General features: G+C 67.7%; 22 protein-coding genes. 17 read left to right on the top strand and 5 right to left on the bottom strand.

Annotation, left to right across the window (positions count from 1 at the left end; genetic code table 11):
* Nucleotides 1-27 precede the first annotated feature (27 nt).
* On the top strand, nucleotides 28-372 hold the full coding sequence (locus tag LOC56_RS00365; protein ID WP_229949483.1) for a hypothetical protein: 345 nt from the start codon (nucleotides 28-30) through the stop codon (nucleotides 370-372).
* A 4-nt stretch (nucleotides 373-376) separates the two neighbouring features.
* Here LOC56_RS00365 and LOC56_RS00360 read toward each other — a convergent pair whose 3' ends face one another.
* On the bottom strand, nucleotides 377-1,723 hold the full coding sequence (locus LOC56_RS00360) for an AI-2E family transporter (RefSeq protein ID WP_229949481.1): 1,347 nt from the start codon (nucleotides 1,721-1,723) through the stop codon (nucleotides 377-379).
* A gap of 292 nt (nucleotides 1,724-2,015) precedes the next feature.
* Between LOC56_RS00360 and LOC56_RS00355 the strand changes: the two genes are divergently transcribed.
* From LOC56_RS00355 to LOC56_RS00325, 7 genes are all read left to right on the top strand, one after another.
* Entirely contained in the window at nucleotides 2,016-3,707 is a 1,692-nt protein-coding gene (locus LOC56_RS00355) for a hypothetical protein (protein WP_229949479.1), read from the top strand.
* A 52-nt stretch (nucleotides 3,708-3,759) separates the two neighbouring features.
* Nucleotides 3,760-4,731, top strand: a complete 972-nt coding sequence (locus tag LOC56_RS00350) for a tetratricopeptide repeat protein (RefSeq protein WP_229949477.1) — start codon at nucleotides 3,760-3,762, stop codon at nucleotides 4,729-4,731.
* A gap of 16 nt (nucleotides 4,732-4,747) precedes the next feature.
* On the top strand, nucleotides 4,748-5,851 hold the full coding sequence (locus LOC56_RS00345) for an NADH:flavin oxidoreductase/NADH oxidase (protein ID WP_269437916.1): 1,104 nt from the start codon (nucleotides 4,748-4,750) through the stop codon (nucleotides 5,849-5,851).
* Nucleotides 5,852-5,955: 104 nt separating this feature from the next.
* The gene (locus LOC56_RS00340; protein WP_229949475.1) at nucleotides 5,956-6,729 is read left to right on the top strand and encodes an ABC transporter ATP-binding protein; all 774 of its coding nucleotides are present in this window, start codon (nucleotides 5,956-5,958) and stop codon (nucleotides 6,727-6,729) included.
* Nucleotides 6,711-8,285 (top strand): transporter, encoded by a 1,575-nt coding sequence (locus LOC56_RS00335; protein WP_229949472.1) that lies wholly within the window; start codon nucleotides 6,711-6,713, stop codon nucleotides 8,283-8,285. Before LOC56_RS00340 ends, LOC56_RS00335 begins: the two co-directional genes overlap by 19 nt.
* Nucleotides 8,286-8,309: 24 nt before the next feature.
* Nucleotides 8,310-8,618, top strand: a complete 309-nt coding sequence (locus LOC56_RS00330; protein WP_227918249.1) for a DUF3039 domain-containing protein — start codon at nucleotides 8,310-8,312, stop codon at nucleotides 8,616-8,618.
* 188 nt (nucleotides 8,619-8,806) lie between these two features.
* On the top strand, nucleotides 8,807-10,603 hold the full coding sequence (locus LOC56_RS00325; RefSeq protein WP_229949470.1) for a DEAD/DEAH box helicase: 1,797 nt from the start codon (nucleotides 8,807-8,809) through the stop codon (nucleotides 10,601-10,603).
* Between the two features lie 79 nt (nucleotides 10,604-10,682).
* Here the strand turns inward: LOC56_RS00325 and LOC56_RS00320 are convergent, their stop codons facing one another.
* Together LOC56_RS00320 and LOC56_RS00315 are read right to left on the bottom strand one after the other, a co-directional pair.
* The gene (locus LOC56_RS00320) at nucleotides 10,683-11,300 is read right to left on the bottom strand and encodes an isochorismatase family protein (protein WP_229949469.1); all 618 of its coding nucleotides are present in this window, start codon (nucleotides 11,298-11,300) and stop codon (nucleotides 10,683-10,685) included.
* 3 nt (nucleotides 11,301-11,303) lie between these two features.
* Nucleotides 11,304-12,629 carry a nicotinate phosphoribosyltransferase gene (locus LOC56_RS00315; RefSeq protein ID WP_229949467.1) on the bottom strand — a complete coding sequence of 442 codons (1,326 nt, stop codon included), beginning with the start codon at nucleotides 12,627-12,629 and terminating at the stop codon, nucleotides 11,304-11,306.
* 87 nt (nucleotides 12,630-12,716) lie between these two features.
* On the opposite strand from LOC56_RS00315, the gene clpS reads away from it, so the two are divergent.
* From clpS to LOC56_RS00295, 4 genes are all read left to right on the top strand, one after another.
* The gene (gene clpS / locus LOC56_RS00310; RefSeq protein ID WP_229949465.1) at nucleotides 12,717-13,025 is read left to right on the top strand and encodes an ATP-dependent Clp protease adapter ClpS; all 309 of its coding nucleotides are present in this window, start codon (nucleotides 12,717-12,719) and stop codon (nucleotides 13,023-13,025) included.
* 58 nt (nucleotides 13,026-13,083) lie between these two features.
* Complete coding sequence (locus tag LOC56_RS00305; RefSeq protein WP_229949464.1) at nucleotides 13,084-13,641, top strand: DUF2017 domain-containing protein; 558 nt, start codon at nucleotides 13,084-13,086, stop codon at nucleotides 13,639-13,641.
* A 94-nt stretch (nucleotides 13,642-13,735) separates the two neighbouring features.
* Complete coding sequence (murI, locus tag LOC56_RS00300; RefSeq protein ID WP_229949462.1) at nucleotides 13,736-14,737, top strand: glutamate racemase; 1,002 nt, start codon at nucleotides 13,736-13,738, stop codon at nucleotides 14,735-14,737.
* The gene (locus tag LOC56_RS00295) at nucleotides 14,734-15,576 is read left to right on the top strand and encodes an MBL fold metallo-hydrolase (protein ID WP_229949461.1); all 843 of its coding nucleotides are present in this window, start codon (nucleotides 14,734-14,736) and stop codon (nucleotides 15,574-15,576) included. Before murI ends, LOC56_RS00295 begins: the two co-directional genes overlap by 4 nt.
* An 18-nt stretch (nucleotides 15,577-15,594) precedes the next feature.
* Here LOC56_RS00295 and LOC56_RS00290 read toward each other — a convergent pair whose 3' ends face one another.
* Nucleotides 15,595-17,007, bottom strand: coding sequence for an alpha/beta hydrolase (locus tag LOC56_RS00290; RefSeq protein ID WP_229949458.1), 1,413 nt, complete (start codon nucleotides 17,005-17,007; stop codon nucleotides 15,595-15,597).
* Nucleotides 17,008-17,162: 155 nt separating this feature from the next.
* On the opposite strand from LOC56_RS00290, the gene rph reads away from it, so the two are divergent.
* The 4 genes from rph to LOC56_RS00270 all read left to right on the top strand — a co-directional run bounded on the left by rph (nucleotide 17,163) and on the right by LOC56_RS00270 (nucleotide 20,384).
* A complete protein-coding gene (gene rph, locus LOC56_RS00285) occupies nucleotides 17,163-17,936 on the top strand; it encodes a ribonuclease PH (RefSeq protein ID WP_229949457.1) in 774 nt (257 codons plus the stop codon).
* Nucleotides 17,937-18,581, top strand: coding sequence for an RdgB/HAM1 family non-canonical purine NTP pyrophosphatase (rdgB, locus tag LOC56_RS00280; RefSeq protein ID WP_229949456.1), 645 nt, complete (start codon nucleotides 17,937-17,939; stop codon nucleotides 18,579-18,581).
* A gap of 95 nt (nucleotides 18,582-18,676) precedes the next feature.
* A complete protein-coding gene (locus tag LOC56_RS00275; protein WP_229949455.1) occupies nucleotides 18,677-19,375 on the top strand; it encodes a DedA family protein in 699 nt (232 codons plus the stop codon).
* A complete protein-coding gene (locus LOC56_RS00270) occupies nucleotides 19,368-20,384 on the top strand; it encodes an exonuclease domain-containing protein (RefSeq protein ID WP_229949454.1) in 1,017 nt (338 codons plus the stop codon). Before LOC56_RS00275 ends, LOC56_RS00270 begins: the two co-directional genes overlap by 8 nt.
* 14 nt (nucleotides 20,385-20,398) lie before the next feature.
* Here LOC56_RS00270 and LOC56_RS00265 read toward each other — a convergent pair whose 3' ends face one another.
* On the bottom strand, nucleotides 20,399-21,433 hold the full coding sequence (locus LOC56_RS00265; protein ID WP_229949452.1) for an ADP-ribosylglycohydrolase family protein: 1,035 nt from the start codon (nucleotides 21,431-21,433) through the stop codon (nucleotides 20,399-20,401).
* Between the two features lie 544 nt (nucleotides 21,434-21,977).
* Between LOC56_RS00265 and LOC56_RS00260 the strand changes: the two genes are divergently transcribed.
* On the top strand, nucleotides 21,978-23,006 hold the full coding sequence (locus tag LOC56_RS00260; RefSeq protein ID WP_229949450.1) for an aquaporin: 1,029 nt from the start codon (nucleotides 21,978-21,980) through the stop codon (nucleotides 23,004-23,006).
* Nucleotides 23,007-23,047: the final 41 nt, after the last annotated feature.

Below are 23,047 nucleotides of genomic sequence, written 5' to 3'. Positions count from 1 at the left end.
CGGCTGAACTGCGGCAAAATGACTTCTATGCCCCGTTCGAACCATCCCCGCCGCACGCCTGCCGCCGGCAGTGCCGCCGGCCGGAACGCCCGCCGCAAGTGGGCTTCCGCCCCGCCGGAGGGGGATCTGGAACGCACGCGTGCCGGTATTCCGCGCCGTGAAAGCGGCCCAGACGGCGAATGGTCGGTGCGGCAGATCACGGCCGGCAACGCTGCAAAGGACTATCGGTGCCCCGGCTGCGGGCAGATCATCCCGCCCGGAACCGCGCATCTGGTGGTGTGGCAGGAAGACTCGCTGCTGGGCCGCCAGACCGCCGTCGAGGGACGGCGGCACTGGCACAACCACTGCTGGCGGATCCGCCGCAGGTACTGACGGGCTACTGCCGGTCCTGCCGGGCGATGAAGACTTCCTTGAGCAGCAGCAGGGTGGCGGCCGCCGTCGGAATGGCTATCAGCGCGCCCAGTACTCCCAGCAGGCTGCCGCCGGCAATCACGGCGATGACGGCGACGGCGCCGGGCACCGCCACGGCCCGCTGCATCACGCGGGGGGAGACAAAGTAGGCCTCGAACTGCAGGTAGGCCATGTAGAGGATGGCGAAGACTACGGCTGTCTGCCAGCCCTCGGTCAGGGCCACCAGTGAGACCAGCACGAGCGCTATGGGCGGGCCCACCAGCGGGATGAATGCCAGCAGCGCAACCAGGAAGGCCAGCAGCACCGAGAACGGCACGCCGGTGATGGTCATCACGATGAAGGCATAGGTGGCGTCCAGCAACGCGACCAGGCCCTGGCCGATCACGTAGTTGCCTACGCTGCCGGTGATTTCCTCCGAGAGGGCCTCCACCCGGCGGCGGCGGCTGCGCGGGGCTAGCCGGTAGGCCCACTTCTTCATCGACGGAAGGGAAGCCAGGAAGTACAGGGTCAGGACCAGGATGATCAGGGCACCGAACAGGCCGTTGGCAATCACCGTTCCCACGCTCAGGACCCCGCCGAAAATGCCGCCCACGGCGGAGCTGTTGGAGAAGAAGCTGCCGACTTCCTGCTCGATGCGGTCACGGATCTGGAACTGCTTGTCGATGTTGACGAAGAAGTCCGAGGCAAGGAAGTTGTTGATGTAGCCCGGAGCCTTGGCGATGATTTCCGTCGACTGGCTGACGATGGTGGGGATCAGTGTCGCAAAGAAGGCCGTAACGACGCCGGCGAGTACCAGCACGGTGAGGGCGATGCCGGCGGGGCGGGGGATCCGCCGTGCGGCCATCCAGCGGACCACCGGATCCAGCCCCAGGGCAATGAACAGGGCGGCGCCGATCCAGACCAGCAGCTCGCCGACGTTGGTGATGACGAAGAACAGCAGCAGGGCCAGGCCAACGCCGACCGTGAGCATAAAACCAAAGTAGATGGGATGCGCGCGCAGGCTCCCGCTTTCCGCCTCATGCCCCTGCCCGCCGCCGCTCACGCTGAGCCGTTCATCGGGAAGCCGCACGTCCTCGTCGACCGTAATCTCCGTACCGGCTGCGTCCTCGGGCGGGAATTCGAAGCGCGGGCGGGGCCGGGCGCCGGGAACGCCGTGGCGCAGGCTGTAGCGGACGCGGTCCGCAGCGGTGGAAAGGAATCCGGGCAGAGGGGTGCGGGGCGCATTCCCGTCAGGGGCATTTCCGCCCGCCGGTTTTTTGTTCGCAGGGCCGGGGAGCGGCGCGTGGACGGGCACGTCCTCGTTTTCGCTCATTTCGCGCGTTTCTCCTCTGCCTGGTTGGGCTGCTGATACGAACCGAAACCTTACCAGCCGGTGCGCCGCCAAAACCGTTTTCCGCTTACCCGCATGCGGCGGTAACCGCGCCGGGTCATCACCCGAATGGGTGCTCTGGTGGGATTTCGTTACCATTGGGTTACCAAGTGCCAGGACATCAATGACCAGCTGCGAATTAGCCGCCGCATTCCGGCGCCCGCGTTCGGGCCTGCCGGTTCGGAAAATCCGCCGCCCTGCCATGTGATTTGCCCAGACTGAAGATAGGTAAGTTGTGCGAAACAAATTTGCAGTTCCGCTGATCGTCCTCGGGGTGCTGCTGATGCTGATAGGCATTGGCCAGCGCACGTTCTGGGCGCCCCCTGAGACCCAGTCGGTTTCCATGGAAGCCGAGGGCACCGAGGGCGCCGTGGTCACCGTACTGGAACCGGAACTGCTGGCCGGATACTCCGACGGTGTTGACATCACCGTCCGTTCGGATGCTCCCTTCACGTTGGCGGTTGGGCGGGCCAACGATGTCCAGGCATGGGTGGCAGACGCCGCCGCCACCCGGCTTAGCCCGGGAGACGACAGCTCGGACCTGACCGTAGGCACCGACAAGACGGGCAAGACCGCTCCGAATCCTGCCGGTTCTGACCTTTGGGTCGTTGAAGAGTCCGGTGAAGGCGAACTGTCCTACGACTGGGAGGCGCCGGGCGAGGGCGACTGGCGGATGCTGCTCGCCACGGACGGCACCGCTGCGGCCCCCACAGACGTGACCCTGACCTGGGCGAACGACGCCACCCGTCCGTTCGCCGTGCCGCTGATCGTCATCGGTGCCCTGCTGGCCGTTCTGGGCCTGGCCCTTGCCTTCCTGCGCAGCGGCTCCGACGGGCCGCGACGCAGCAGCCGCCGCAGCGCCGGTCCGGAGACCGGGCCAGCCGACAAGCAGCCCAGCGTCTCGGGTACGACGTCGGCCTTCACCGCCGCCGTCCGCCGCCGCCGTCGTCCGGCCTTCCTGGCAGCTGCTGCCGCCGCCGTCCTGGCAGCGGGCTCTGCCCCCGCAGCGGCGCTGGCTGCCGACGAGTCCGCCGGAAGCCAGCCGGTAATCGTGGATTCCCAGCTGACCCGCATTCTGGATTCCGTGGCCGGCACGGTCGAGGCGGGCGACGCGGCCAAGGATGCGTCGATGCTGACACCGCGCGTCGGCGGGGCCGCTTACGCCATGCGTGCAGCGAACTACGCCGTGGCCGCGAAGTCCGCCGACCATGAAGCCCCGGTGCCGGTGGCCGCGGAAACGCTGCGGACCCAGTCGATCGGCACCGCCGCCGACTGGCCCCGCACCGTCGTCGCTGTGACCCAGGGTGAGGGGAACCCGGTGCCCCAGGCGCTGCTGCTGGTCCAGGACTCGGCCAGGGACAACTACAAGCTCGTTTCCGCTGTCCAGATGCTGCCTGCCAGCACCTTCCCGCAGCCGCCCGCTGCCACGGACGGCTCGGCCCAGATTCCCGCAGACTCGGACAACGGGCTGGCCATGTCGCCGCAGGACGCCGTCGCTGCGCTGGCCGACTCCCTGACCAACCCGGAGGGCGAGAAGAAGGACACCTTCGGCGCCAACCGGTTCAGCGAGGACGTGGTCAAGTTCCAGCAGCAGGTGCAGAGCGACCCGAAGAACGAGTTCGCCACCAACACGTTCCAGCATGCCGCCAATCCGGAGGAAACGTACGCACTGCGGACCGACGACGGCGGGGCCATCGTGTTCGGCTACCTGTCCAACACGTTCTCCAGCACACCCAAGGAAGCCGGCGACTCGGTCAACCTTGAAGGTACCGTCTACCAGGCATTGACCGGCGAGACGAACACCGACAAGGGCATCGACGTCACCCACGGCGAAGCCGTAATGCTCTACGTTCCGGCTTCCGGCGGCACCGGCCAGGCCCTGGTAGTGGGTGCAGCGCAGGAACTGCTGTCCGCCAACCTTAAGTAGGCGGACGCGTTGGGCTTGCCGGTGGACGGGCGAGGCGTAATAAGGTGAAGAAATGAGCACACCGAACCGCCCGTCACCGGCAGCCCCCTCCTCCATGAACCTGCGGGGGGCAGTTGACCTCTCCGCCCTCAAGGCACGTTCCGCGGCCCCGGCGGCCCCCGCAGCCCCGGGTGGCGCTGCCCCCGGAGCTGCCCCCGGCGCCGCTCCCGCGCCGTCACCGTTCGTGGTGCAGGTCTCGGAACAGACCTTCCCCCAGATTGTCCAGCTTTCCGCCGAAGTTCCGGTGGTCATTGACCTGTATTCCGATGCGAGCCCCGACTCGCAGCAGGTCTCGGCGATCCTGGCGTCCATCGCCGTGGAACAGAACGGCCGGATGCTGCTGGCACGGGTGGACGCGGAAGCTTACCCGCAGATTGCACAGGCCTTCTCCGCCGTCACCGTTCCCACCGTGGCTGCAGTGATCAAGGGCCAGCCGGTGCCCCTCCTCGACCGGCCGATGCCGGAGGACCAGATCCGTGCCCTGGTCGGCGAGCTGATGCAGGTGGCCGCCGCCAACGGCGTCAACGGGTCCCTGGAAGGCGGTACCCCGGAAGAGGCGCCGGAAGCACCGCTGCCCCCGCTCCACCAGGAAGCCTTCGACGCCATCAACGCCGAGGATTACGACGCCGCGGCTGCGGCGTACCGCCGTGCACTTGCCGAGCAGCCTGCGGACGCGGAAGCCAAGGCCGGCCTGGCGCAGGTGGAACTCATGGCCCGGCTGCGTGATGCTGACGCGGAGGCCGTCCGCCGGGCAGGCGCCGAGGAGCCAGACAACGTGCAGGCGCAGCTCGCCGTCGCGGACCTGGACATTGCCGGCGGGCACGTCGAGGACGCCTTCCGCCGGATCACCGGCCTGATCGGCAGGGTGCACGGCGAAGACCGGGAAACCGCCCGGCTGCGGCTGCTGGATCTCTTCGAAGTGGTCGGGGTCGCCGACCCCCGGGTCACCAAGGCCCGTTCCGCCCTCGCCCGGGCACTGTTCTAGGCTGTGGGGCCCTTCCTTGGACACGTCATCGCTTTTTGACCCCGTCACCCTGCGCGGAATGGAGCTGGCCCACCGCGGATGGGTAGCCGCCATGTGCCAGTATTCCGCGGATCCCGCCGATGCGCCCGGCCTACCCAATGACTGGCACCTGATGCATCTGGGCTCCTTCGCCGCCGGCGGGGCGGCCCTGATCATCACCGAGGCCGCTGCGGTTCAGCCGGAAGGACGGATCAGCCCGCAGGACGCCGGGATCTGGAACGAGGCGCAGGCCGCCGCCTGGCAGCGCATCACGGATTTTGTGCACCGGCACGGAGCCGTCCAGGCGCGCATCGGCATCCAGCTGGCGCACGCCGGGCGCAAGGCCTCCACCTATGCTCCGTTCGCTGCCGGCACGGGCAGCGTGCCGCTGTCCGACGGCGGCTGGCAGACCGTCGGACCGACGGCGGATCCGTTCGGCAGCTACGCGGCTCCCGCAGCCCTGGATGAAGCGGGTATCCGGCAGGTGATCCGCGACTTCGCCGACGCGGCTGTCCGCTCGGTCGACGCGGGCTTCGACACCATCGAAATCCACGGCGCGCACGGCTACCTGCTGCACCAGTTCCTCAGCCCGCTGGTCAATACCCGCACCGATGCGTGGGGCGGGGACGAGGCGGGGAGGAACCGGCTGACCCTCGAGGTCACCGACGCGGTACGGGCCGTGATCCCCGAGTCCATGCCGCTGCTGCTGCGGATCTCCGCCACGGACTGGATGCCCGGGGGAGTGGACGCAGAGTCCTCGGTGGTCCTGGCACGGGCTGCGCGGGAACGCGGAGTGGATCTGGTGGATGTTTCCACCGGCGGTGCCGTTCCCGGGGCCACGATCCCCGTGGCACCGAATTACCAGGTGGAGTATGCCGAAGCGGTCCGGCACGGCGCGGGCGTGCCTACCGCCGCCGTCGGACTCATCGATTCCGGTACGCAGGCGGAGAAGATCCTGCAGGCCGGTTCCGCAGACGCGGTCCTCATTGCCCGTGCCGCCCTGCGGGATCCGCACTGGTGGATGCGTGCGGCGGCGGAGCTGGACGCCAAGCTGCCCTGGGTGCCGCAGTACGAGCGGGCCGCACGGCGCGGCATGTTCTAGCCGGCGGGCTAGTCCCCGCGGGGGATGCCGCACTCCGGCAGGGAGCCTGGAAACTGGTCCCTTTTGCCGAAGACGCACCGGTACGCGGTGGCTAGGCTATGGCCATGACATCGACACCGGATCCCGTCCCGGCTCTCGCCGTCCGGGGACTAGTCAAGCAGTTCGGCCGGAAGATTGCCGTCAACGGCATCAGCCTCGAAGTGCCGCAGGGCTCGTTCTACGGGCTGGTCGGCCCCAACGGAGCCGGCAAGACCACGCTTTTGTCGCTGGCCACCGGGCTGCTGCGTCCGGACACGGGCTCCGCGTGGGTACACGGCACCGATGTGTGGGCCCGTCCCTTGGAAGCCAAGCGGTTGATGGGCATACTGCCGGACGGTGTCCGGCTCTTTGACCGGCTGACCGGTGAACAATTGGTGACGTACGCCGGCCTGCTTCGCGGGATGGACCGGGAAACGGCGCATTCCCGCACGAAGGACCTGTTGACCGCCATGGATCTTGCTGCCGATGCAGGCACCCTTGTGGTGGACTACTCCGCCGGCATGACCAAAAAGGTGGCCCTGGCCTCGGCTCTGATCCACGCTCCCCGCCTGCTGGTGCTGGACGAACCGTTCGAAGCAGTGGATCCCGTCTCGGCCGCCAACATCCGCGGGATCCTCTCCGACTATGTCGCCGCCGGCGGCACGGTGATTGTTTCCAGCCACGTTATGGACCTGGTCCAGCGGATGTGCGACCACGTGGCCGTAGTGGCCGGCGGAAACCTGCTGGCCGCGGGAACGCTGGACGAGGTCCGCGGCGACACCAGCCTGGAGGACCGCTTCGTTGCACTGGTCGGCGGGCGCACCCATGCGGAGGGGCTGGAATGGTTGCGCACCTTCTAAGGCTGAAGCTGCTGCTGCTGCGCAACTCTTTGAAGCGCAGTCCCTGGCAGTTGGTGGGGATCATACTCGGCGGCCTATATGCGCTGTCCCTGCTGGTTCTCCTGGTGGGAGCCCTGTTCGTTTTCGGAGCCGATCCGGCCCTTGCCCGGACTGCGGTGATCCTGGCCGGGAGTACAGCCGTGGTTGCCTGGGCAGTGATTCCCGTGGCATCTTCGGGACTGGACCTGACTCTGGACCCGGCACGCTTCACCACCTATGCCGTCCCGGTGCCGCAGCTGCTCGCGGGTCTGGCCGCGGGCGGGCTCATCGGCATTCCGGGCGCCGTCACGCTGCTTGCCGTGCTGGCGCAGGCCGCAAGCTGGTACCGCTCGCCGGCGGCGCTGGCCGCAGCGCTTGTACTCTCGGCCGTTGCAGTCTTCACGTGTCTTATCTCCGCCCGGGTGGCCGTGGCAGCTGCCGTCTCCCTGACTGGTTCCCGCCGGTTCCGCGAATTCACCGGACTGCTGCTGGTCATTCCCCTTTTTCTGCTAGGGCCCATCATTGCCGGTGTTACCGACGGGATCCGGGCGGGCGCAGAGTACCTTCCAGGCCTCGCCGAGGTGCTGTCCTGGACGCCGCTGGGCGCGGTGTGGGCGGTCCCCGGAGACATTGCCATTGGCCGCTACGGTGCCGCTGCGGCGAAAACCCTTATCAGCGCGGCGTTCCTGGCACTGCTGGTGCTGGTTTGGAAAACCCTGCTGCTGAGGGCCCTGGTCCGCCCGCCGCAGGCCGGGGCCGGGCGCAAGGCTGCAGGCCTGGGGCTGCTCGCCCGTTTCCCGGCCACTCCCACCGGTGCCGTGGCCGCCCGGTCGCTGATTTACTGGCTGCGGGACCCGCGCTACAGCGCTTCGCTGCTGATCCTCCCGCTGCTCGTTGTGCTCCTGCTGTTCGCGGGCAACAACGCCGGCGCGGAAGCGGGCCTGATGGTACCGCTGGCGCTGGGGCCGCTGGTGGCCTTTATTCTGGGCTTCTCCATCAGCGCGGACGTCTCCTATGACAGCACGGCGTTCGCCCTGCATGTGGCCACCGGCGTGTCCGGACGGGCGGACCGCGCCGGCCGTGCACTCGCCTGCGCAGTGCTGAGTGCGCCGGCCGTGCTTGCCGCAGCCGTCCTGCCGGCGACCCTGACCGGGCACGCGGACCTCATAGCCCCCGTACTGGGGGTTTCCCTGGCGGCGCTGATGATCGGGCTGGGAGTCTCCAGCGCAGTGTCCGCGCGCTACACCTACAACGTGCCGCTGCCGGGGGAAAACGCATTCAAGACTCCGCCCGGTTCCACCGGCCGGGCCCTGCTGGTCCAGGGTGCCTTCAGCCTCGTGACCTTCGCGCTGCTGGTGCCTGTGCTCGTTCCGGGAGTGCTCGCCGTCGTGCTGGAAAGCACTCTCTGGGGAGTTGTGACACTGCTCGCGGGCCTGCTCCTGGGTGCGGCGGTGCTGATCCTCGGGATCCGGCTGGGCGGACGGTGGCTGGACGCGCGCGGGCCGGAACTGCTGCAGCAGGTCTCCATCAACAAGTAGTCGGCGGGTACTAAGATGGAACGCATGAGCCTGCCTCCCGATCCTTTCGAAAACGATCCCCGCCGCCTGGATGACAACGGTACGTCCACGGCCACCATCGAGCGCGAAGAACTGCGCGAAGAGCTGGAACCCGGCGACAGCGAACGCTTTGCCCACTATGTGCGCAAGGAAAAGATCATGGAATCGGCGCTTTCGGGCGAGCCGGTGATTGCTCTGTGCGGCAAGGTCTGGACGCCCGGCCGGGATCCCCAGAAGTTCCCCGTCTGCCCGACCTGCAAGGAAATCTACGAGGGCCTGCGTCCCGAAGGCGACAACCCCAAGGGCAAGAAGTAGTTCGGCCTCTCCGGCCGTTTTCTGCTCGCTCCGTTTCCCAGCCTTCCGCCCGAGAAGGCAGTTAGTCCTGATGCCTGCATGACCTATGTGTTTACGCCTGCGCCCGGGCGCAGCCGCTCAGCGCTGCGCCCGTCCGGTGCCCGCACGGCAACAACCAATCGAGAAATGAGAAAGGTTGCGTTCCCCGCGTGAGTTCCGAAACCCTGTTCGGCGCCGGTGCGTCCCTGCCGCCCGCCTACCCCGAGCGCGCCGCCTGGGGCACCGCCCCGAAGCTGCGTCAGTGGCAGGCGGAGGCACTTGAGAAGTACTTCGCATCCAATGCCAGCGACTTCCTCGCCGTCGCCACCCCCGGCGCCGGTAAAACCACCTTCGCCCTGCGTGTGGCCAACGAGCTGGTGGAGCGCGGAATCGTCAACCGCATCACCGTTGTCGCCCCCACGGACCACCTGAAACGGCAGTGGGCCGACGCCGCTGCGAAGGTTGGCCTGGCAATCGACCCGAACTTCAAGAATGCCGACGGACGGCACGGGCACGGGTTCATCGGCGTGGCCGTCACCTACGCTCAGGTGGCCTCCAAGCCCATGCTGCACCGCGCCAAGACCGAGGCAGCCCGCACCTTGGTGATCCTGGACGAGATCCACCACGGCGGTGACGCCCTGTCCTGGGGTGACGGCATCCGCGAAGCGTTTGAGCCTGCCGTCAAGCGGCTTTCCCTGACCGGTACGCCGTTCCGCTCGGACACCGCCGCCATTCCGTTCGTGGAGTACGTCGAGGACCGGGACGGCATCCGCCGGTCCAAGGCGGACTACACCTACGGCTACGGCCAGGCACTGAAGGACCACGTGGTCCGCCCGGTGATGTTTATGGCCTATTCCGGGCAGATGCGCTGGCGGACCAGTGCCGGCGACGAAATGGCTGCGTCGCTGGGCGAAGCCGCGGTAACCAAGGACATCACGGCACAGGCCTGGCGCACCGCCCTGAACCCCACCGGGGAGTGGATCCCCGCCGTGCTGGCCGCAGCGGACCGCCGCCTCACCGAGGTCCGCCGGTCCGTGCCCGACGCCGGCGGGCTCGTGATCGCAACGGACCACGACGACGCCCGCGCCTACGCCGGCTGGCTGAAGAAGATCATGGGCGAATCACCCACGGTCATCCTGTCCGACGATGCCAAGGCCTCGGAAAAGATCGAGGAATTCTCCGCCGGCACCCAGCGCTGGATGGTGGCCGTGCGGATGGTGTCCGAAGGCGTGGACGTGCCGCGCCTCGCCGTCGGCGTGTATGCCACCTCCACCGCCACTCCGCTGTTCTTCGCGCAGGCCGTGGGACGTTTTGTGCGTGCCCGCAAGCGCGGCGAGACGGCGTCGGTGTTCCTGCCCTCCGTGCCGAACCTGATGGCGCTGGCCAACCAGATGGAAGTCGAACGCGACCACGCACTGGACCGCCCGGACAACCATCTGGAGGAGGAAGGCTTCGGCCTCGAGGACAGCCTGATGGAGGCGGCCAACCGGGAAGAAAAGGCCTCCGGCGAGCTGACCAAGCAGAAGTTCGAGGCCCTGGAATCCCAGGCGTCCTTTGACCGCGTACTGTTCGACGGCGGCGAGTTCGGCACCGGCGGTGCGCTGGGCAGCGAGGAGGAACAGGATTTCATCGGCATCCCCGGTCTGCTGGACGCCGACCAGATGAGCACGCTGCTGCGCCAGCGCCAGCATGAGCAGCTTTCCCGCAGGGGCCGCCGTTCCGGTGCCGCCGCTGAGGCAGCGCCTGCGGAAGCCCCCGAAGTGGTGGACCACCGCCGGCTGACCGAACTGCGGGGCGAGCTGGCGAAGAACGTTTCCGCCTGGTCCGCCCGCTCCGGCATGCCGCACGGCGTGGTGCACAGCGAACTGCGCCGGATCTGCGGCGGGCCGCCCGTGGCGCAGGCCAACGAGGAACAGCTCAACAAGCGGCTGAAGAAGCTGCAGGACTGGTTCATCGGCCGTAAGTAGCTCCGGACACAGGGAACGGCCACAGGGAACGGCAAAGGGCCGGCCGCAGCAGCGGCCGGCCCTTTCTTTTGTGCCCTTGCTAAAGGTCGATGATCTCCACGCCGGCGTCTTCGAGTTCGGCCCAGGCCGCGAGCGTGGTCTCACGCTTGATGCCGCGGCACAGTTCCGGGATCACCGCGGTGGTGTAGCCGGCAGCGACGGCGTCCAGGGCGGTGGCGCGTACGCAGTAGTCAGCGGCAAGGCCCAGCACCACCACCTCGTCCACGTCGTTGTCCCGCAGCCAGTCGTCCAGGCTCAATGTCTCGGCGTCTGTCTCCGGCTCGGCTTCCGGCTCTCCGAGGGGCACCTCGACGTCCGGCGCCAGGACGCCCTCAAAACCGGAATACGCGGCTTCGTACTGGCCCTTGCGGAAGAAGGCATCCACCAGCTCGGTATCCAGGTCCGGGTGCGGCTGGGCGCCGGGCGTGCCGGCCACGCAGTGCCTCGGCCAGGAGTCCACGAAGTCCGGCGCTTCAGAGAAATGCGCACCGGGATCGATGTGCCAGTCCTGGGTGGCGGCGACCAGATCGTACCGGCCCGCGGAGGTTTCCACGTAGTCGGTAATTTCCCCCGCGAGGTCGGCCCCGCCGGCCACAGCCAGCGAGCCGCCTTCACAGAAGTCGTTCTGCACGTCGACGATTATCAGGGCGCGGGCCATTGCTTACTCCTCGTATTCGGTGGGGATGACCGGCTCGCCGCGCTGCAGGCGGTTCACCGAGGTTGGCAGTTCGGCAAGGGACGCTTCGTGCTGCTTGGCAGCACGCGTCACGGCCTCCGGTCCCGTCCAGCCGGGCAGGACAACGCCGTCGGCCACGAACTGGTGCAGCAGCGTACGGTCGTTGCCGTCGTCCGACGGCGCGTGGCCGATGCCGATCACCTCGGCGGTTGCCGTGCCGTGTTCGTCCAGCCGGCGCAGTGCGTACTTGCGCCCGCCGAGCGAGACCTTGTTCTTTGCGGCCTTGGCCACGGAAACGAACTCGTGGTCGTCTCCCTCGCGGCTGACCAGTTTGTAGACCATGCCGGCGGTCGGCGCCCCGGAGCCGGTGACCAGGGAGGTACCGACGCCGTAGGCATCCACGGGAGCCGAGGCCAGGGCTGCTATCGCAAACTCGTCGAGGTCGGACGTGACCATGATGCGCGTTTTGGTGTTGCCCAGCTCGTTGAGCAGGTCGCGGACCCAGCGGGCCTGCGCCACGAGGTCGCCGGAATCCAGCCGCACGCCGCCCAGCGCCGGTCCGGCGACTTCCACCGCGGTGCGGACCCCGCGCTCGACGTCGTACGTGTCCACCAGAAGTGAGGTGCCAAAGCCCAGGGACGCCGTCTGCGCGGTGAAGGCCTCCTTCTCGGAATCGTGCAGCAGGGTGAAGGAATGCGCGGCCGTGCCCACGGTTTTCAAGCCGTAGCGCAGGCCCGCCTCAAGGTTGGAGGTGCTGTCGAAGCCGGCGATTACAGCCGCGCGGGCCGCGGCAACGGCGGCTTCCTCATGCGTGCGGCGCGAACCCATTTCAATGCAGGGGCGTCCGTCGGCTGCGGAGGTCATGCGGGATGCCGCGGAGGCAATGGCACTGTCGTGGTTGAGCATGGACAGGATCATGGTTTCGAGGATGCAGGCTTCGCCGAAGGTGGATTCAACGATCAGCAGGGGTGACTGCGGGAAGTACGCCTCGCCCTCGGCATAGCCGTAGATGTTGCCGGAGAAGCGGAAGTCCGCGAGCCACTCAAGCGTGCGTTCGTCCACCACGTTGGTCCTGGCGAGGAAATCCAGCTGCGGTTGTTCGAAGCGGAAATTTTCCAGGGCTTCAAGAATGCGGCCCGTTCCGGCAGCGATGCCGTAGCGGCGGCCTTCCGGCAGCCGCCGGGCAAAGACTTCGAACACGGAACGGCGGGAAGCCGTACCCGAGTGGAGGGCGGCCTGGAGCATGGTGAGCTCGTAGTGGTCCGTATAAAGGGCTGAATTCGGGGTGTGCCGGACGGCGGGACTGTTCACAGGCAAAACTCTAACCCGCGGATCCCCCTTGAGTAGAAGGCTGCACTGTGGAGGTTCGCAAACCGATTCCTCACTACAATTGGACCCATGGCTACCAGCACCGCGACCGGAACGGACACCCTGACACGTGAGGAGACGGATACCCTCACCTCTTCGGACGTTCCCTGGGTCGTGATTGTCTGGAACGACCCGGTTAATCTGATGAGCTACGTCAGTTACGTCTTCCAGAGTTACTTCGGCTATTCGGAGTCCAAGTCCCACCGCCTCATGCTGGAGGTCCACCAGGCCGGGAAGTCCGTAGTGGCCACCGGATCCCGGGAATCCGCGGAACGCGATACCGTCGCGATGCATTCCTACGGGCTGTGGGCCACCTTCCAGAAGGCGGACGCGGCCTAGCTCCGCCCAGCGCCGCCTACACCGCCCGACCCAGTGCACTGAACAGAAACGGATATTCGTGGCCACCGGCTTCAAGCTCACCCGTAAGGGCATTACCGCCAACCTGGAACCGGAGGAGCGGGACCTGCTCCGCAAGCTCTTCTCCGATGTGCAGGCCCTGCTGGAACCTGACACTGCCGCGGATGCCGATCCGCTCGCGGCCATGGTCGGCATCGATCCGTCGGCGGCCGTTCCGGAGGACTCCGCCCTGCTGCGGCTCCTCCCCAACGGCACCACGGGGAACGACGACGACGCCCTGGAGTTCCGGCGGTTCACGGAACGGACGCTGCGCGAATCAAAACAAGCCGCCCTGCGCGCCGCCGCGCTGCAGCTGGAGGCGGCACCGCTTCGACTGGACACCGAGCAGGCGCAGCTCTTTGCCCGCGCCTTGAACGATGTCCGGCTGGTGCTCGCCGACCGCCTGGGCCTGGAAAATGATGAAGACGCAGAGCGGCTGCATGACATCACCGATCCGTCGAAGGCCGAGGACTTGGACGGCTACCTTGCGCTGGTGTACAACTTCGTCACATGGTTGCAGGAGACCCTGATGCAGGCGCTGCTCGGCTCCCTGAACTGACAAGGACTCCACGGCGCCGGCAGCCAACTATGTGAGCAACGGCACGGGTCGGTGAATGTGCCCGTGCGCGGGGGAGGACTATGGTCGTTACATTATGAGTTCGAACCCGGCCAGCCCCTCCACCCGTCCACTGGGCACGTCTGTGCACGAAACAGTCCGGGTCAAGGACCCGGACGCCCCGATCGGCATCTTCGACTCCGGTGTCGGCGGGCTGACAGTGGCACGCGCCGTCCTTGACCAGCTGCCCAACGAATCCGTCATGTACGTGGGGGATACCGCCAACGGACCCTATGGGCCCCTGCCGATCGCCGAAGTCCGGGCCAAAGCGCTGGGCGTGATGGACGAACTGGTGGATTCCGGCGTCAAGCTCCTGGTGATTGCGTGCAACTCCGCCTCCGCAGCCGTCCTGCGCGACGCCCGTGAACGCTACACGCACCGGTACGGCATCCCCGTCATCGAGGTCATCCAGCCGGCCGTCCGCCGCGCAGTGGCTGCTACCCGTAGCGGACGGATCGGCGTCATCGGAACGGCTGCCACCGTTGGTTCGCGGGCCTACGATGACACCTTTGCCGCGGCCCCGCACCTGCAGGTGTCCTCGGTGGCCTGCCCGGCGTTCGTGGAGTTTGTCGAAGCCGGCATCACGTCCGGGCCCGATGTGCTGGCTACGGCGGAGGAATACCTGGCTCCGCTGAAAGACCGGGACGTGGACACCCTGGTCCTTGGCTGCACGCACTATCCGCTGCTCACCGGCGTCATTTCCTATGTGATGGGCGACGGCGTCACGCTCGTGTCCAGTGCCGAGGAAACCGCGAAGGACGTCTACCGCGCCCTGATCTCGCACGGGATTGAACGGCGCTCGCAGACCGCCCCGCAGCATACCTTTGTTGCCACCGGAGACTCGGCCTCCTTCGAACTGCTTGCCCGGCGTTTCCTGGGTCCCGAGGTGCTCAGCGTCCAGCAGGTGGAACACGTGGCCGCGCATTACCCCACTGGCAGCATGGCGCGGGTAACCCCGCAGATGATTGCCGCAGCCCGGGCTGATGCCCCTGAACGCACGGAGGCGCACAGCGGCGCTTCCTGGAACGGCACGGTATGAAACTGACCATTGTGGGCTGCAGCGGATCCTTCCCCGGCCCGGCCTCGCCGGCGTCGTGCTACCTCGTGACCGCCAACGACGGCGTCCGCGACTGGCGGATCCTGCTGGACCTCGGCAACGGTTCGCTGGGTGCGCTGCAGCGCTACATGGACCTGCGGGACATCGACGCCGTCCTGCTCACCCACCTGCATCCGGACCACTGCATGGATCTGTGCGGCCTCCACGTAGCCGTGCATTGGGACCCCTCCGGGTGGAACCGGGACCGGATCAAGGTCTGGGGCCCGGCGGCAACGGCGGACCGGATGGCAACGGCCTACGGGCTGGAGTTGGATCCGGGCATGCACGAGGATTTCGAGTTCTCCAACTGGACCGCCGGCAGTGCAGTGCAGATCGGGCCGTTCACCGTGACCCCCTACCCGGTGCGGCACCCGGCCGAAGAGGCCTACGCCCTGCGCGTGGAGGCCCGCACCGTGGACGCCGACGGCGAACCCGTACTCCGGACCCTGGCCTATTCCGGAGATACCGATTCCTGCCCCGGGCTGGAAGATGCCGCCCGGGACACCGACGTCTTCCTCTGTGAAGCTGCGTTCCATGAGGGCCGCGACGACGCCATCGAAGGCGTGCACCTGACCGGCCGCCGCGCCGGAGAAGCAGCCACCGCAGCGCAGGCCCGGCGTCTGCTCCTCACACACCTGCCGGTCTGGAACGACGCCAGCGTCAGCGTCTCGGAAGCGCGCGGAACCTACAACGGGGACCTCGCCGTCGCCGTCGCCGGTGTCTCCTACGACGTCGGTAGCCCCTTCACTGCACCCCTGGCCGTGCAGGGCTGGGTGCAGTAAAGCGGGATAGGCCCGCCGTCAGCGGCCCTTCCCGGGGCCGTGGCCCGGTCCGTGTCCGTGGCCGTGGCCGTGGCCCGGATCCTGCGGGTAGTTCCGGTCGTTGACGAATTCTTCGGGACGGTACCTGATGAAGTCCGCTTCGCCCAGTCCCAGTGATTCGGCTGCCCGGTCAAGCTGCCGGGGCTCGGCCAGGTTCCCCCAGCGCCCGGCGTCAAGGCGTTCGTCCATGGCCAGCACGGCGCCGACCCGCTCCGCATCGGTGAAGGTGCAGTGCCCGGTCCGTTCGACGTAGGACTGGCGCAGCAGCGCACCGGCCCCGGCGTCCCGAACCGTCTCCGCGTACTCCTCCATGTACTCCACCGGCGCCAGGATGTCGGCCAGGGTATGCATGGTCAGCACCGGCATCAGGAGGTCCCCGTGCGGGGTCGAGGTGCGGTCCATCCAGTCCAGGGCTTCCGGATCCGGTGCAATGTCCGCGGTGGAGGTGAGGGTATGCAGGTCCTCGCGCAGATCCAGGCCGGCACTGCGGTACAGCGCCTTGACCTGCTGCCGCTGCGCCGAGTCCCGCAGCAGGGAACGGTAATCCACCCCTTGGTTCCAGCCGCTGTCACCGTCTGCGGCGTTGACAATCGAGGCCCGCGAGCCGACCACAAACGGGATCGTCTGCAGCAGCCAGTTGTACTGCGCCTCCTGCTGTGCGGCGAAGTCCGTCCGGTCCGGTTCCATGTCCCCGCTGAACCAGGTTGGTGTGTTCATCAGGGCCGCGGCCAATGCCAGCCGGGCCCGGCCCTCCGCCGTCGCCTGTGCCTGCTGTACCGCACCCATGAGGGCAGTGATGGTGACGCCTGCTTCCTCGGCGGTGCGGAATCCCGTCAACTGCAGGTCCGTTCCGGGCAGGAGCAGTTCGGCGAGCGCGTGGATGCCGTCCAACTGGTAATTGTTCAGGTTGATTCCGCCGCCTAGCAGCCCGCAGGTGCTCACCGCTCCGTCCACGCCGCTGTCCGGGGTTTCGGCGATGAGGCTGCTGACCAGGCCGCCCATCGAGGTGCCGAAGGCGATGGTCCGGTCCGGCTCGCCCGCAGCGGCCGAGAAGGCGGCCAAGGTGCCCAGCTGGTCCTCGACCGCTGTGCCAAGTGCCCAGCCGGCGGCTGCATAGGACGAGGATGCGACCGCGAATCCCCGGGCGGTCAGCGCCTGCGCGGTGGATTCGAAGCCCGGGTCCTCCGCCGGATTGTCGGGTCCGGGCCGGAAGCCGTGGCTGTAGAGCACCAGCTTGCCGTTCCAGTCCTGCGGCAATTGTGCTGCCCACGTGGCTCCGCCGGGAAGTGTCCCGCCGAGCTCCGTGACGTCAGGTTCCGCGGCTGTTGCCGTTGCCGGGGCTGTTGCCAGGGCCAGCGAAACGGCAACCCCCAAAGATGAAAGTCTGCGCATGTGCGTGCCGATCCTTTCTGCGTCATTGCAGGGGGTTCTGGGTCAGGTGGTACCGCGCCACCCTAGGAGCAGTGCAGCGGACAGGGAAGGGTGGAAGCGCATTATCGCCGGGCCGGCCCGCCGGGCGCGAACCGTCCGGCCGATAGACTGGGCCCATGACAACCGCCGCAAACAGCCCTGTTTCCACTTCACCCTCTGCAGCCGTCCGCTCCGACGGCCGTACCCCCGACCAGCTGCGGAGCATCACCATTACCCGCGGCTGGTCGAAGCAGGCCGAAGGTTCGGCACTGATCGAGTTCGGCAATACCCGGGTGCTGTGCACCGCTTCACTGACCCCCGGTGTGCCGCGCTGGCTCAAGGGCGAGGGCAAGGGCTGGGTCACTGCCGAATACGCCATGCTCCCGCGGGCCACCAACACCCGCAACGACCGCGAGTCGGTCAAGGGCAAGCTGGGCGGGCGCACGCACGAGATCTCCCGGCTGATCGGCCGCTCGCTGCGGTCCATCATCGACACCAAGGCCCTCGGTGAGAACACGATTGTCCTGGACTGCGACGTCCTGCAGGCCGACGGCGGCACCCGCACCGCCGCCATCACGGGCGCCTATGTGGCCCTCGCCGACGCCGTGGCCTGGGCCAAGGAAAACAAGCTCATTGCCCGCAACGCCAACCCGCTGCTGGACACCGTGGCGGCCATCAGCGTGGGCATCATCGACGGCGTCCCGATGCTGGACCTGCCGTACGTCGAAGATGTCCGGGCCGAAACCGACATGAACGTGGTGGTCACCGGTTCAGGCAAGTTCGTCGAGGTGCAGGGCACCGCGGAAGGCGCTCCGTTCGACCGCGCCGAGCTGGACGCCCTCCTCGACCTGGCCCTGGCGGGTACCGCAGAACTGGCCGTCATCCAGCGGCAGACCCTGGGCCTGGCCTAAATGCCGCAGCCAACAGCGCGTCTGGTCCTGGCCACCCGCAACCCGGGCAAGCTGCGCGAGCTGCGGGAACTGCTCCGCGGGCAGGTGCCCGGCCTCGACGTCGACACGCAGGTGATCGACGCCGCCGCGGCCGGTGTCCCCGATGTCCCTGAAACCGGTGTGACCTTTGAACAGAACGCCCTGCTCAAGGCCCATGCGGTAGCCGCAGCCACCGGTTTGCCCGCCGTTGCGGACGATTCCGGGCTGGCCGTCGACGTCCTGGGCGGAGCGCCCGGGATTTTTTCGGCACGCTGGGCCGGCCGGCACGGCGACGACGCCGCGAACCTCGAACTTCTGCTGGCCCAGCTGGGTGACATTTCCGCCGAACACCGCGGGGCGGCGTTCGTCTGCGCTGCCGCCCTGGCCCTGCCCGACGGCGGCGGGACCGTGGAACGCGGCGAGCTGCGCGGAACACTGCAGGAAGCGCCGCGGGGAGCGGGCGGGTTCGGCTACGATCCGATCCTGCAGCCGGCCGGACTGGACCGCACCTGCGCCGAACTGAGCAGTGCGGAAAAGAACGCCATCAGCCACCGCGGCCAGGCCTTCCGCGCCCTGCTGCCTGCCCTGATTGCCGCCTTGGATGACGGGGCCGCAGGAATCTCCTGACCTGCTGCCGGGGTGTGTGATGTGTCCCAAACACGCCCGGGAATGCAACCCGGATTCTTCCCTGTCAGGGGGCCTAGGGCAGAATTGAGCGCGAGATGACTATTACACAAGCCGTTACCCCAGCCACCTCCGTCCCCGCCGAAGCCTCAGGCGACCCCTCAGCCCTTGGAGGTGTGGCGGACTGGGCGGTCGGCATGATGGAAAGCATCGGCGCTCCCGGCGCGGGGCTGGCCATTGCCCTGGAAAACCTTTTCCCCCCGCTGCCGAGCGAAATCATCCTGCCGCTGGCCGGCTTCACCGCCAGCCAGGGCAACTTCTCCATTGCCGCCGCGCTTTTCTGGACCACGCTGGGCTCCGTCGTCGGCGCCCTGGCACTCTACGGCCTCGGCGCCTGGCTGGGCCGGGACCGGATGCGTCGGCTGGTCGCGAAGGTGCCGCTGGTGGACCTGGAGGACGTGGACAAAGTGGAGGCCTGGTTCGGGCGGCACGGGAACAAGGCGGTGTTCTTCGGTCGGATGATTCCGCTGTTCCGCAGCCTTATTTCGATTCCTGCCGGCATCGAACGGATGCATCTGCTGACCTTCACGGCACTGACCACTGCGGGCAGCCTGATCTGGAACGCAATCTTCATCGCGGCCGGTTACTACCTGGGCGAAAGCTGGCACATCGTCGAACAGTACGCCGGCGTTTTCCAGAAGATCGTCATCGTGGCGGTGATTGCTGCGGCTGTATGGTTCGTGGTCTCCAAGGTGCGCAGCTCGAGGCGGAAGCAGGCGGCCCGCGGCAATGCCTGAGGCTGGGCTCAGTTTTACCGCAATAGATTTTGAAACAGCCAACGGTTTCCGCGGCTCACCGTGTTCCGTGGGGCTCGTCCGGGTCCGCGGGGGACATGTTGTCGAGGAAGCGTCCTGGCTGATGCGGCCTCCGGAGGGGCACGACTACTTTGACCCGCGCAACGTGCGGATCCACGGCATTGAACCGGAGATGGTGGCGGGGGCTCCGCGGTTCGGTGAACTCTTTCCGGAGATCGGCGCCTTCATCGGCGATGACCTGCTCGTGGCGCACAATGCCGCCTTTGACCTGGGCGTTATCCGTTCCGCGCTCGAGGTTTCCGAGCTGGCCGGACCGGCGTATGACTACACCTGCACAGTGGTCCATTCGCGGCGTACCTACCAGCTGCCTTCGCATTCGCTGCCTTTCGCTGCGGAAGCGGCCGGGGTGCCCCTGCTGAACCACCACGACGCCACCGAGGACGCACGCGCCTGCGCCGGGATCATGGTGGATATTGCCCGGCGCAGCGGCGCACAGTCCATGCCGGAGTTTTTCCTGCGTGACGGCCGGCCTGCGTCCCACCTGCCGGCCTACGTGCCGGGGCAGCATCCGCTGTCCAAGGCGACGCGGGACGCCCTGGCCCGGGGTACCGGTACTCCGGCTGCGGCAGCGGGCGTGTGGCAGGGCTGGCCTTCGGAAGGCGAGAATCCGCCGCCTAATCCGCTGGCGGACCCGGCGCATCCGCTGTTCGGCCAGACTGTTGTGTTCACCGGCAACCTGGGCATGGCCCGGCAGACTGCCAAGGACCGGGCCGCGGAGGTCGGCGCCCGCACGGCCAGCAACGTCACCCGCGCCACCAGTGTGCTGGTAGTCGGGGACGGGTTCGAGCCCGGGGACCTGCGCAGCGGCCGCCTGACCGGCAAGGCACGGCGGGTGCTGGACCTGCACGAGCGCGGCCAGCGCATCGAAGTCCTGTCGGAAGCCGAATTCCTGCAGACCCTCGGCGGCACTTGGCCGCGGGCATCGCAGTAGGGGACCGGGCTCTCCTAGGGTGCGACCGTGGCCGCAACGAACCCCGAGGCCAGTTTCTCAATGACGCCGCGTTCCCGCAGCGTCTCAAGGTCGGTTTCCGGAAGGGTGCCGTACCGGGTCCCCAGCAGGCTTCCCGTCACGACGGCGGCCGGTGTGCCGCCTGCCGTTGCGGCGTCCCGGATGGCAGCTGCAGTTGCGGCACTGAGGTTCCCGTCTCCCGCAGCGGCGTCCACTGCGTCTTCCACGGCCTGTGCCTCGTGCAGCCCGATCGCCAGGGCTTCTTCCGACGTGGGCGTTCCGCCCGAGGTGCCGGCCGCTGCTGCGCCCGTGCCGCCGTCGTCGTCCAGTACCGCCTGCAGCCGGTCTGCGAGCTCCGGAACTCCGTTGGTCCGGGCCTGCGCCAGCGCCTCTATTGCCGCGCTGCGGAGCGTTGCTCCCGGTGCCAGCAGGCCGTGGACCATCGAAGCGAAGACTGCAGCGCTGTGCCTTGCCGAAGGATGGCCGTGCGTCAGCGAGGCAGCGTCAAGGGCCAGCTTGTAGACCGTTTCGGTCTGGACGTAGGGGAGCAGCCCGAACGGAGCCGAGCGCACCAGTGCGGCAGGAGTGTTGACTTCGGTGTTGAGCGGGCGCTGCCGGGTGCCCATTTCCCCGGTGGAGAGCGCCTGCAGGACGTCGGGATCTGCGGCCCCCTCGGTTCCGGCCGGCTGCAGCAGCGGCTCCGCATCGATGGGGCGGGGCAGCGGTGACGGGCCGTTCTCGGGAAGCGGCAGGCCCCGGCCTCGCATCCAGCGGAGATAGGCCAGCCAGACGCACGCCGTCTCGTCCGCTCCGACTCCCTGATTTGCCCATTCAATGGCCTCAAGCAGCCCGTCGAGGGAATACAGGGCCAGCTGCGTGTCCGCGGTGATCGAGGTGCCGGACGCGCCGGCGGGCGCGGAGGCTGCGGCTCCTGCATCGCCCAGTGCGCCGCCGAGCAGGCAGCCGCGGATCTTTGCCGACAGGGCAGCGGAGGAGAGGAAAGCAGGGGCGGAATCGGGTTCGGGGATCACTCTTCCAGCATAGGCGCTGGGTCCGAAGCGGTCCGTCGGGCTGCGGTTCCTGGGACCGGGACCGGGGCTGGGGCCGAGCCCAGGTCCAGGGAGCACAGCGTCCCAGCGTGTGGGGCGGAAGAGCCCCAGTGTGGTCCCATCGGCAGCTGCGCGGACCAGCAGAGCGCCTCGGTCGGGAAAAGCCCTTCGGTTTGTCGCGAACCCAGCGGTTTGTGACAATTCCTGCGCCGCGCGGTGCAGGGATCCGGACATACTGCGGGGATCCGGACATACTGCGGGGAATCCGGACATGCCGCAGCACCACCGGGTGGGACCCTGTGTCCGTTGCCCGGGCCGGGGCCAGGCAGCACAGCGTCCCGGCGGCGTACAGGGCCAATTCAGGAAGTTCACAGGCTGCGCTGACACGGTGGGGTAGTTTGTAGTGGGTTCGCGCATGTCCGCTTCCGCACCGTTCGGGGCAGGACATGTCGCCGTACCACTTCTGTTCTTGTACCGGCGGCCGTGAATCCGGCGTCGCCACCCACACGTTAGGAATTCTTCTTCCATGTCATCTGAGTCCTTACCACTCAGCGGAGCCCGGGCCGTTGCGCCCGCCCGCGATGCAGCGCCTGCGAACGGTGGCTACAACTACGGGTTTGTCGGACGGGCGGTAGCCGAGGCTATTGGTTCCTTCCTGCTTCTCTTCGTCGGCATCGGGATTGCCATCTTCGGCAACACCGCCGGCGGCGGCATTGGCTCACCGTTGGCCTTCGGCCTGGCCCTTGCCGGTGCCATGGCGGCTTTCGGCTTCATTTCCGGCGGCCACTTCAACCCCGCGATCACCCTCGGCAGCGCAGTCGCCGGACGCACGGCGTGGAAGTTCGTCCTGCCGTACATCCTGGCCCAGCTGGTGGGCGCCGTACTCGGTGTTGCAATCCTCTGGGTTGTCATCACCGGCCACGACCAGATCGGTGAGCAGGCCCGCCAGTTCCTGACCGGCACGGCCAACGGTTACGAGGAGCACTCGACAAACCTCTTCCCGCTTCCCAGCGCGCTGCTCATGGAGGTCGTCGGCGCGGCCCTGCTGACCGCCGTCTTCCTCGGCGCAGCGTCCCGCAAGGCAGGCACGGGCTCACGCAGGTCCGTCGCCGTTTCCGGCGCATTCGCCGTCGGCGTGACCTACGCGGTCCTGCTGACCGTGCTTGTTCCCGTCACCAACGGCGGCATCAACCCGGCACGTTCCACCGCCGTCGCCATCTTCTCCGAAGGCTGGGCACTGGAGCAGCTGTGGCTGTTCTGGGTTGCACCGCTGCTCGGTGCAGTGATTGCCGGCCTCATCTTCCGCAGCGTCGACATGACCATTGACGCACACAGCAACAACGCTGCCGCCGCCCTGGACGAGGATACGGACGACACCGACACCGTGAAGCCCGTTGCCGCCAAGCCTGCCGTCACCAAGCCGGCCAAGCCGGCATCCGATGCCGGCAGCACGACGCCGGTAGTGGACGAGGAAGCCCGGGGCTTCTTTGACAAGCCCGCAGGCGGCGCCGGCACAACCCGTCCGGAGGACGGCACGCCGGGCAACCGCGCCTAGGAGCTTAAGCACTAAACAGCAGGACCCCCGGGGGCAGCGGC

This window comes from Arthrobacter sp. zg-Y179, from assembly GCF_020907345.1.
GTDB classification, from domain to species: domain Bacteria; phylum Actinomycetota; class Actinomycetes; order Actinomycetales; family Micrococcaceae; genus Arthrobacter_B; species Arthrobacter_B jinronghuae.
Note: the sequence above shows the minus strand (reverse complement) of the source record. Positions and strands in the feature narration are given on the sequence as shown.

Bases quoted from the DNA above. Each gene is read 5' to 3' on its own strand.
- LOC56_RS00365 (WP_229949483.1), top strand. From the start codon at position 28: ATGCCCCGTTCGAACCATCCCCGCCGCACGCCTGCCGCCGGCAGTGCC.
- LOC56_RS00360 (WP_229949481.1), bottom strand. From the start codon at position 1,723: ATGAGCGAAAACGAGGACGTGCCCGTCCACGCGCCGCTCCCCGGCCCT.
- LOC56_RS00350 (WP_229949477.1), top strand. From the start codon at position 3,760: ATGAGCACACCGAACCGCCCGTCACCGGCAGCCCCCTCCTCCATGAAC.
- LOC56_RS00340 (WP_229949475.1), top strand. From the start codon at position 5,956: ATGACATCGACACCGGATCCCGTCCCGGCTCTCGCCGTCCGGGGACTA.
- LOC56_RS00335 (WP_229949472.1), top strand. From the start codon at position 6,711: ATGGTTGCGCACCTTCTAAGGCTGAAGCTGCTGCTGCTGCGCAACTCT.
- LOC56_RS00330 (WP_227918249.1), top strand. From the start codon at position 8,310: ATGAGCCTGCCTCCCGATCCTTTCGAAAACGATCCCCGCCGCCTGGAT.
- LOC56_RS00320 (WP_229949469.1), bottom strand. From the start codon at position 11,300: ATGGCCCGCGCCCTGATAATCGTCGACGTGCAGAACGACTTCTGTGAA.
- clpS (WP_229949465.1), top strand. From the start codon at position 12,717: ATGGCTACCAGCACCGCGACCGGAACGGACACCCTGACACGTGAGGAG.
- murI (WP_229949462.1), top strand. From the start codon at position 13,736: ATGAGTTCGAACCCGGCCAGCCCCTCCACCCGTCCACTGGGCACGTCT.
- LOC56_RS00295 (WP_229949461.1), top strand. From the start codon at position 14,734: ATGAAACTGACCATTGTGGGCTGCAGCGGATCCTTCCCCGGCCCGGCC.
- LOC56_RS00290 (WP_229949458.1), bottom strand. From the start codon at position 17,007: ATGCGCAGACTTTCATCTTTGGGGGTTGCCGTTTCGCTGGCCCTGGCA.
- rph (WP_229949457.1), top strand. From the start codon at position 17,163: ATGACAACCGCCGCAAACAGCCCTGTTTCCACTTCACCCTCTGCAGCC.
- rdgB (WP_229949456.1), top strand. From the start codon at position 17,937: ATGCCGCAGCCAACAGCGCGTCTGGTCCTGGCCACCCGCAACCCGGGC.
- LOC56_RS00275 (WP_229949455.1), top strand. From the start codon at position 18,677: ATGACTATTACACAAGCCGTTACCCCAGCCACCTCCGTCCCCGCCGAA.
- LOC56_RS00270 (WP_229949454.1), top strand. From the start codon at position 19,368: ATGCCTGAGGCTGGGCTCAGTTTTACCGCAATAGATTTTGAAACAGCC.
- LOC56_RS00260 (WP_229949450.1), top strand. From the start codon at position 21,978: ATGTCATCTGAGTCCTTACCACTCAGCGGAGCCCGGGCCGTTGCGCCC.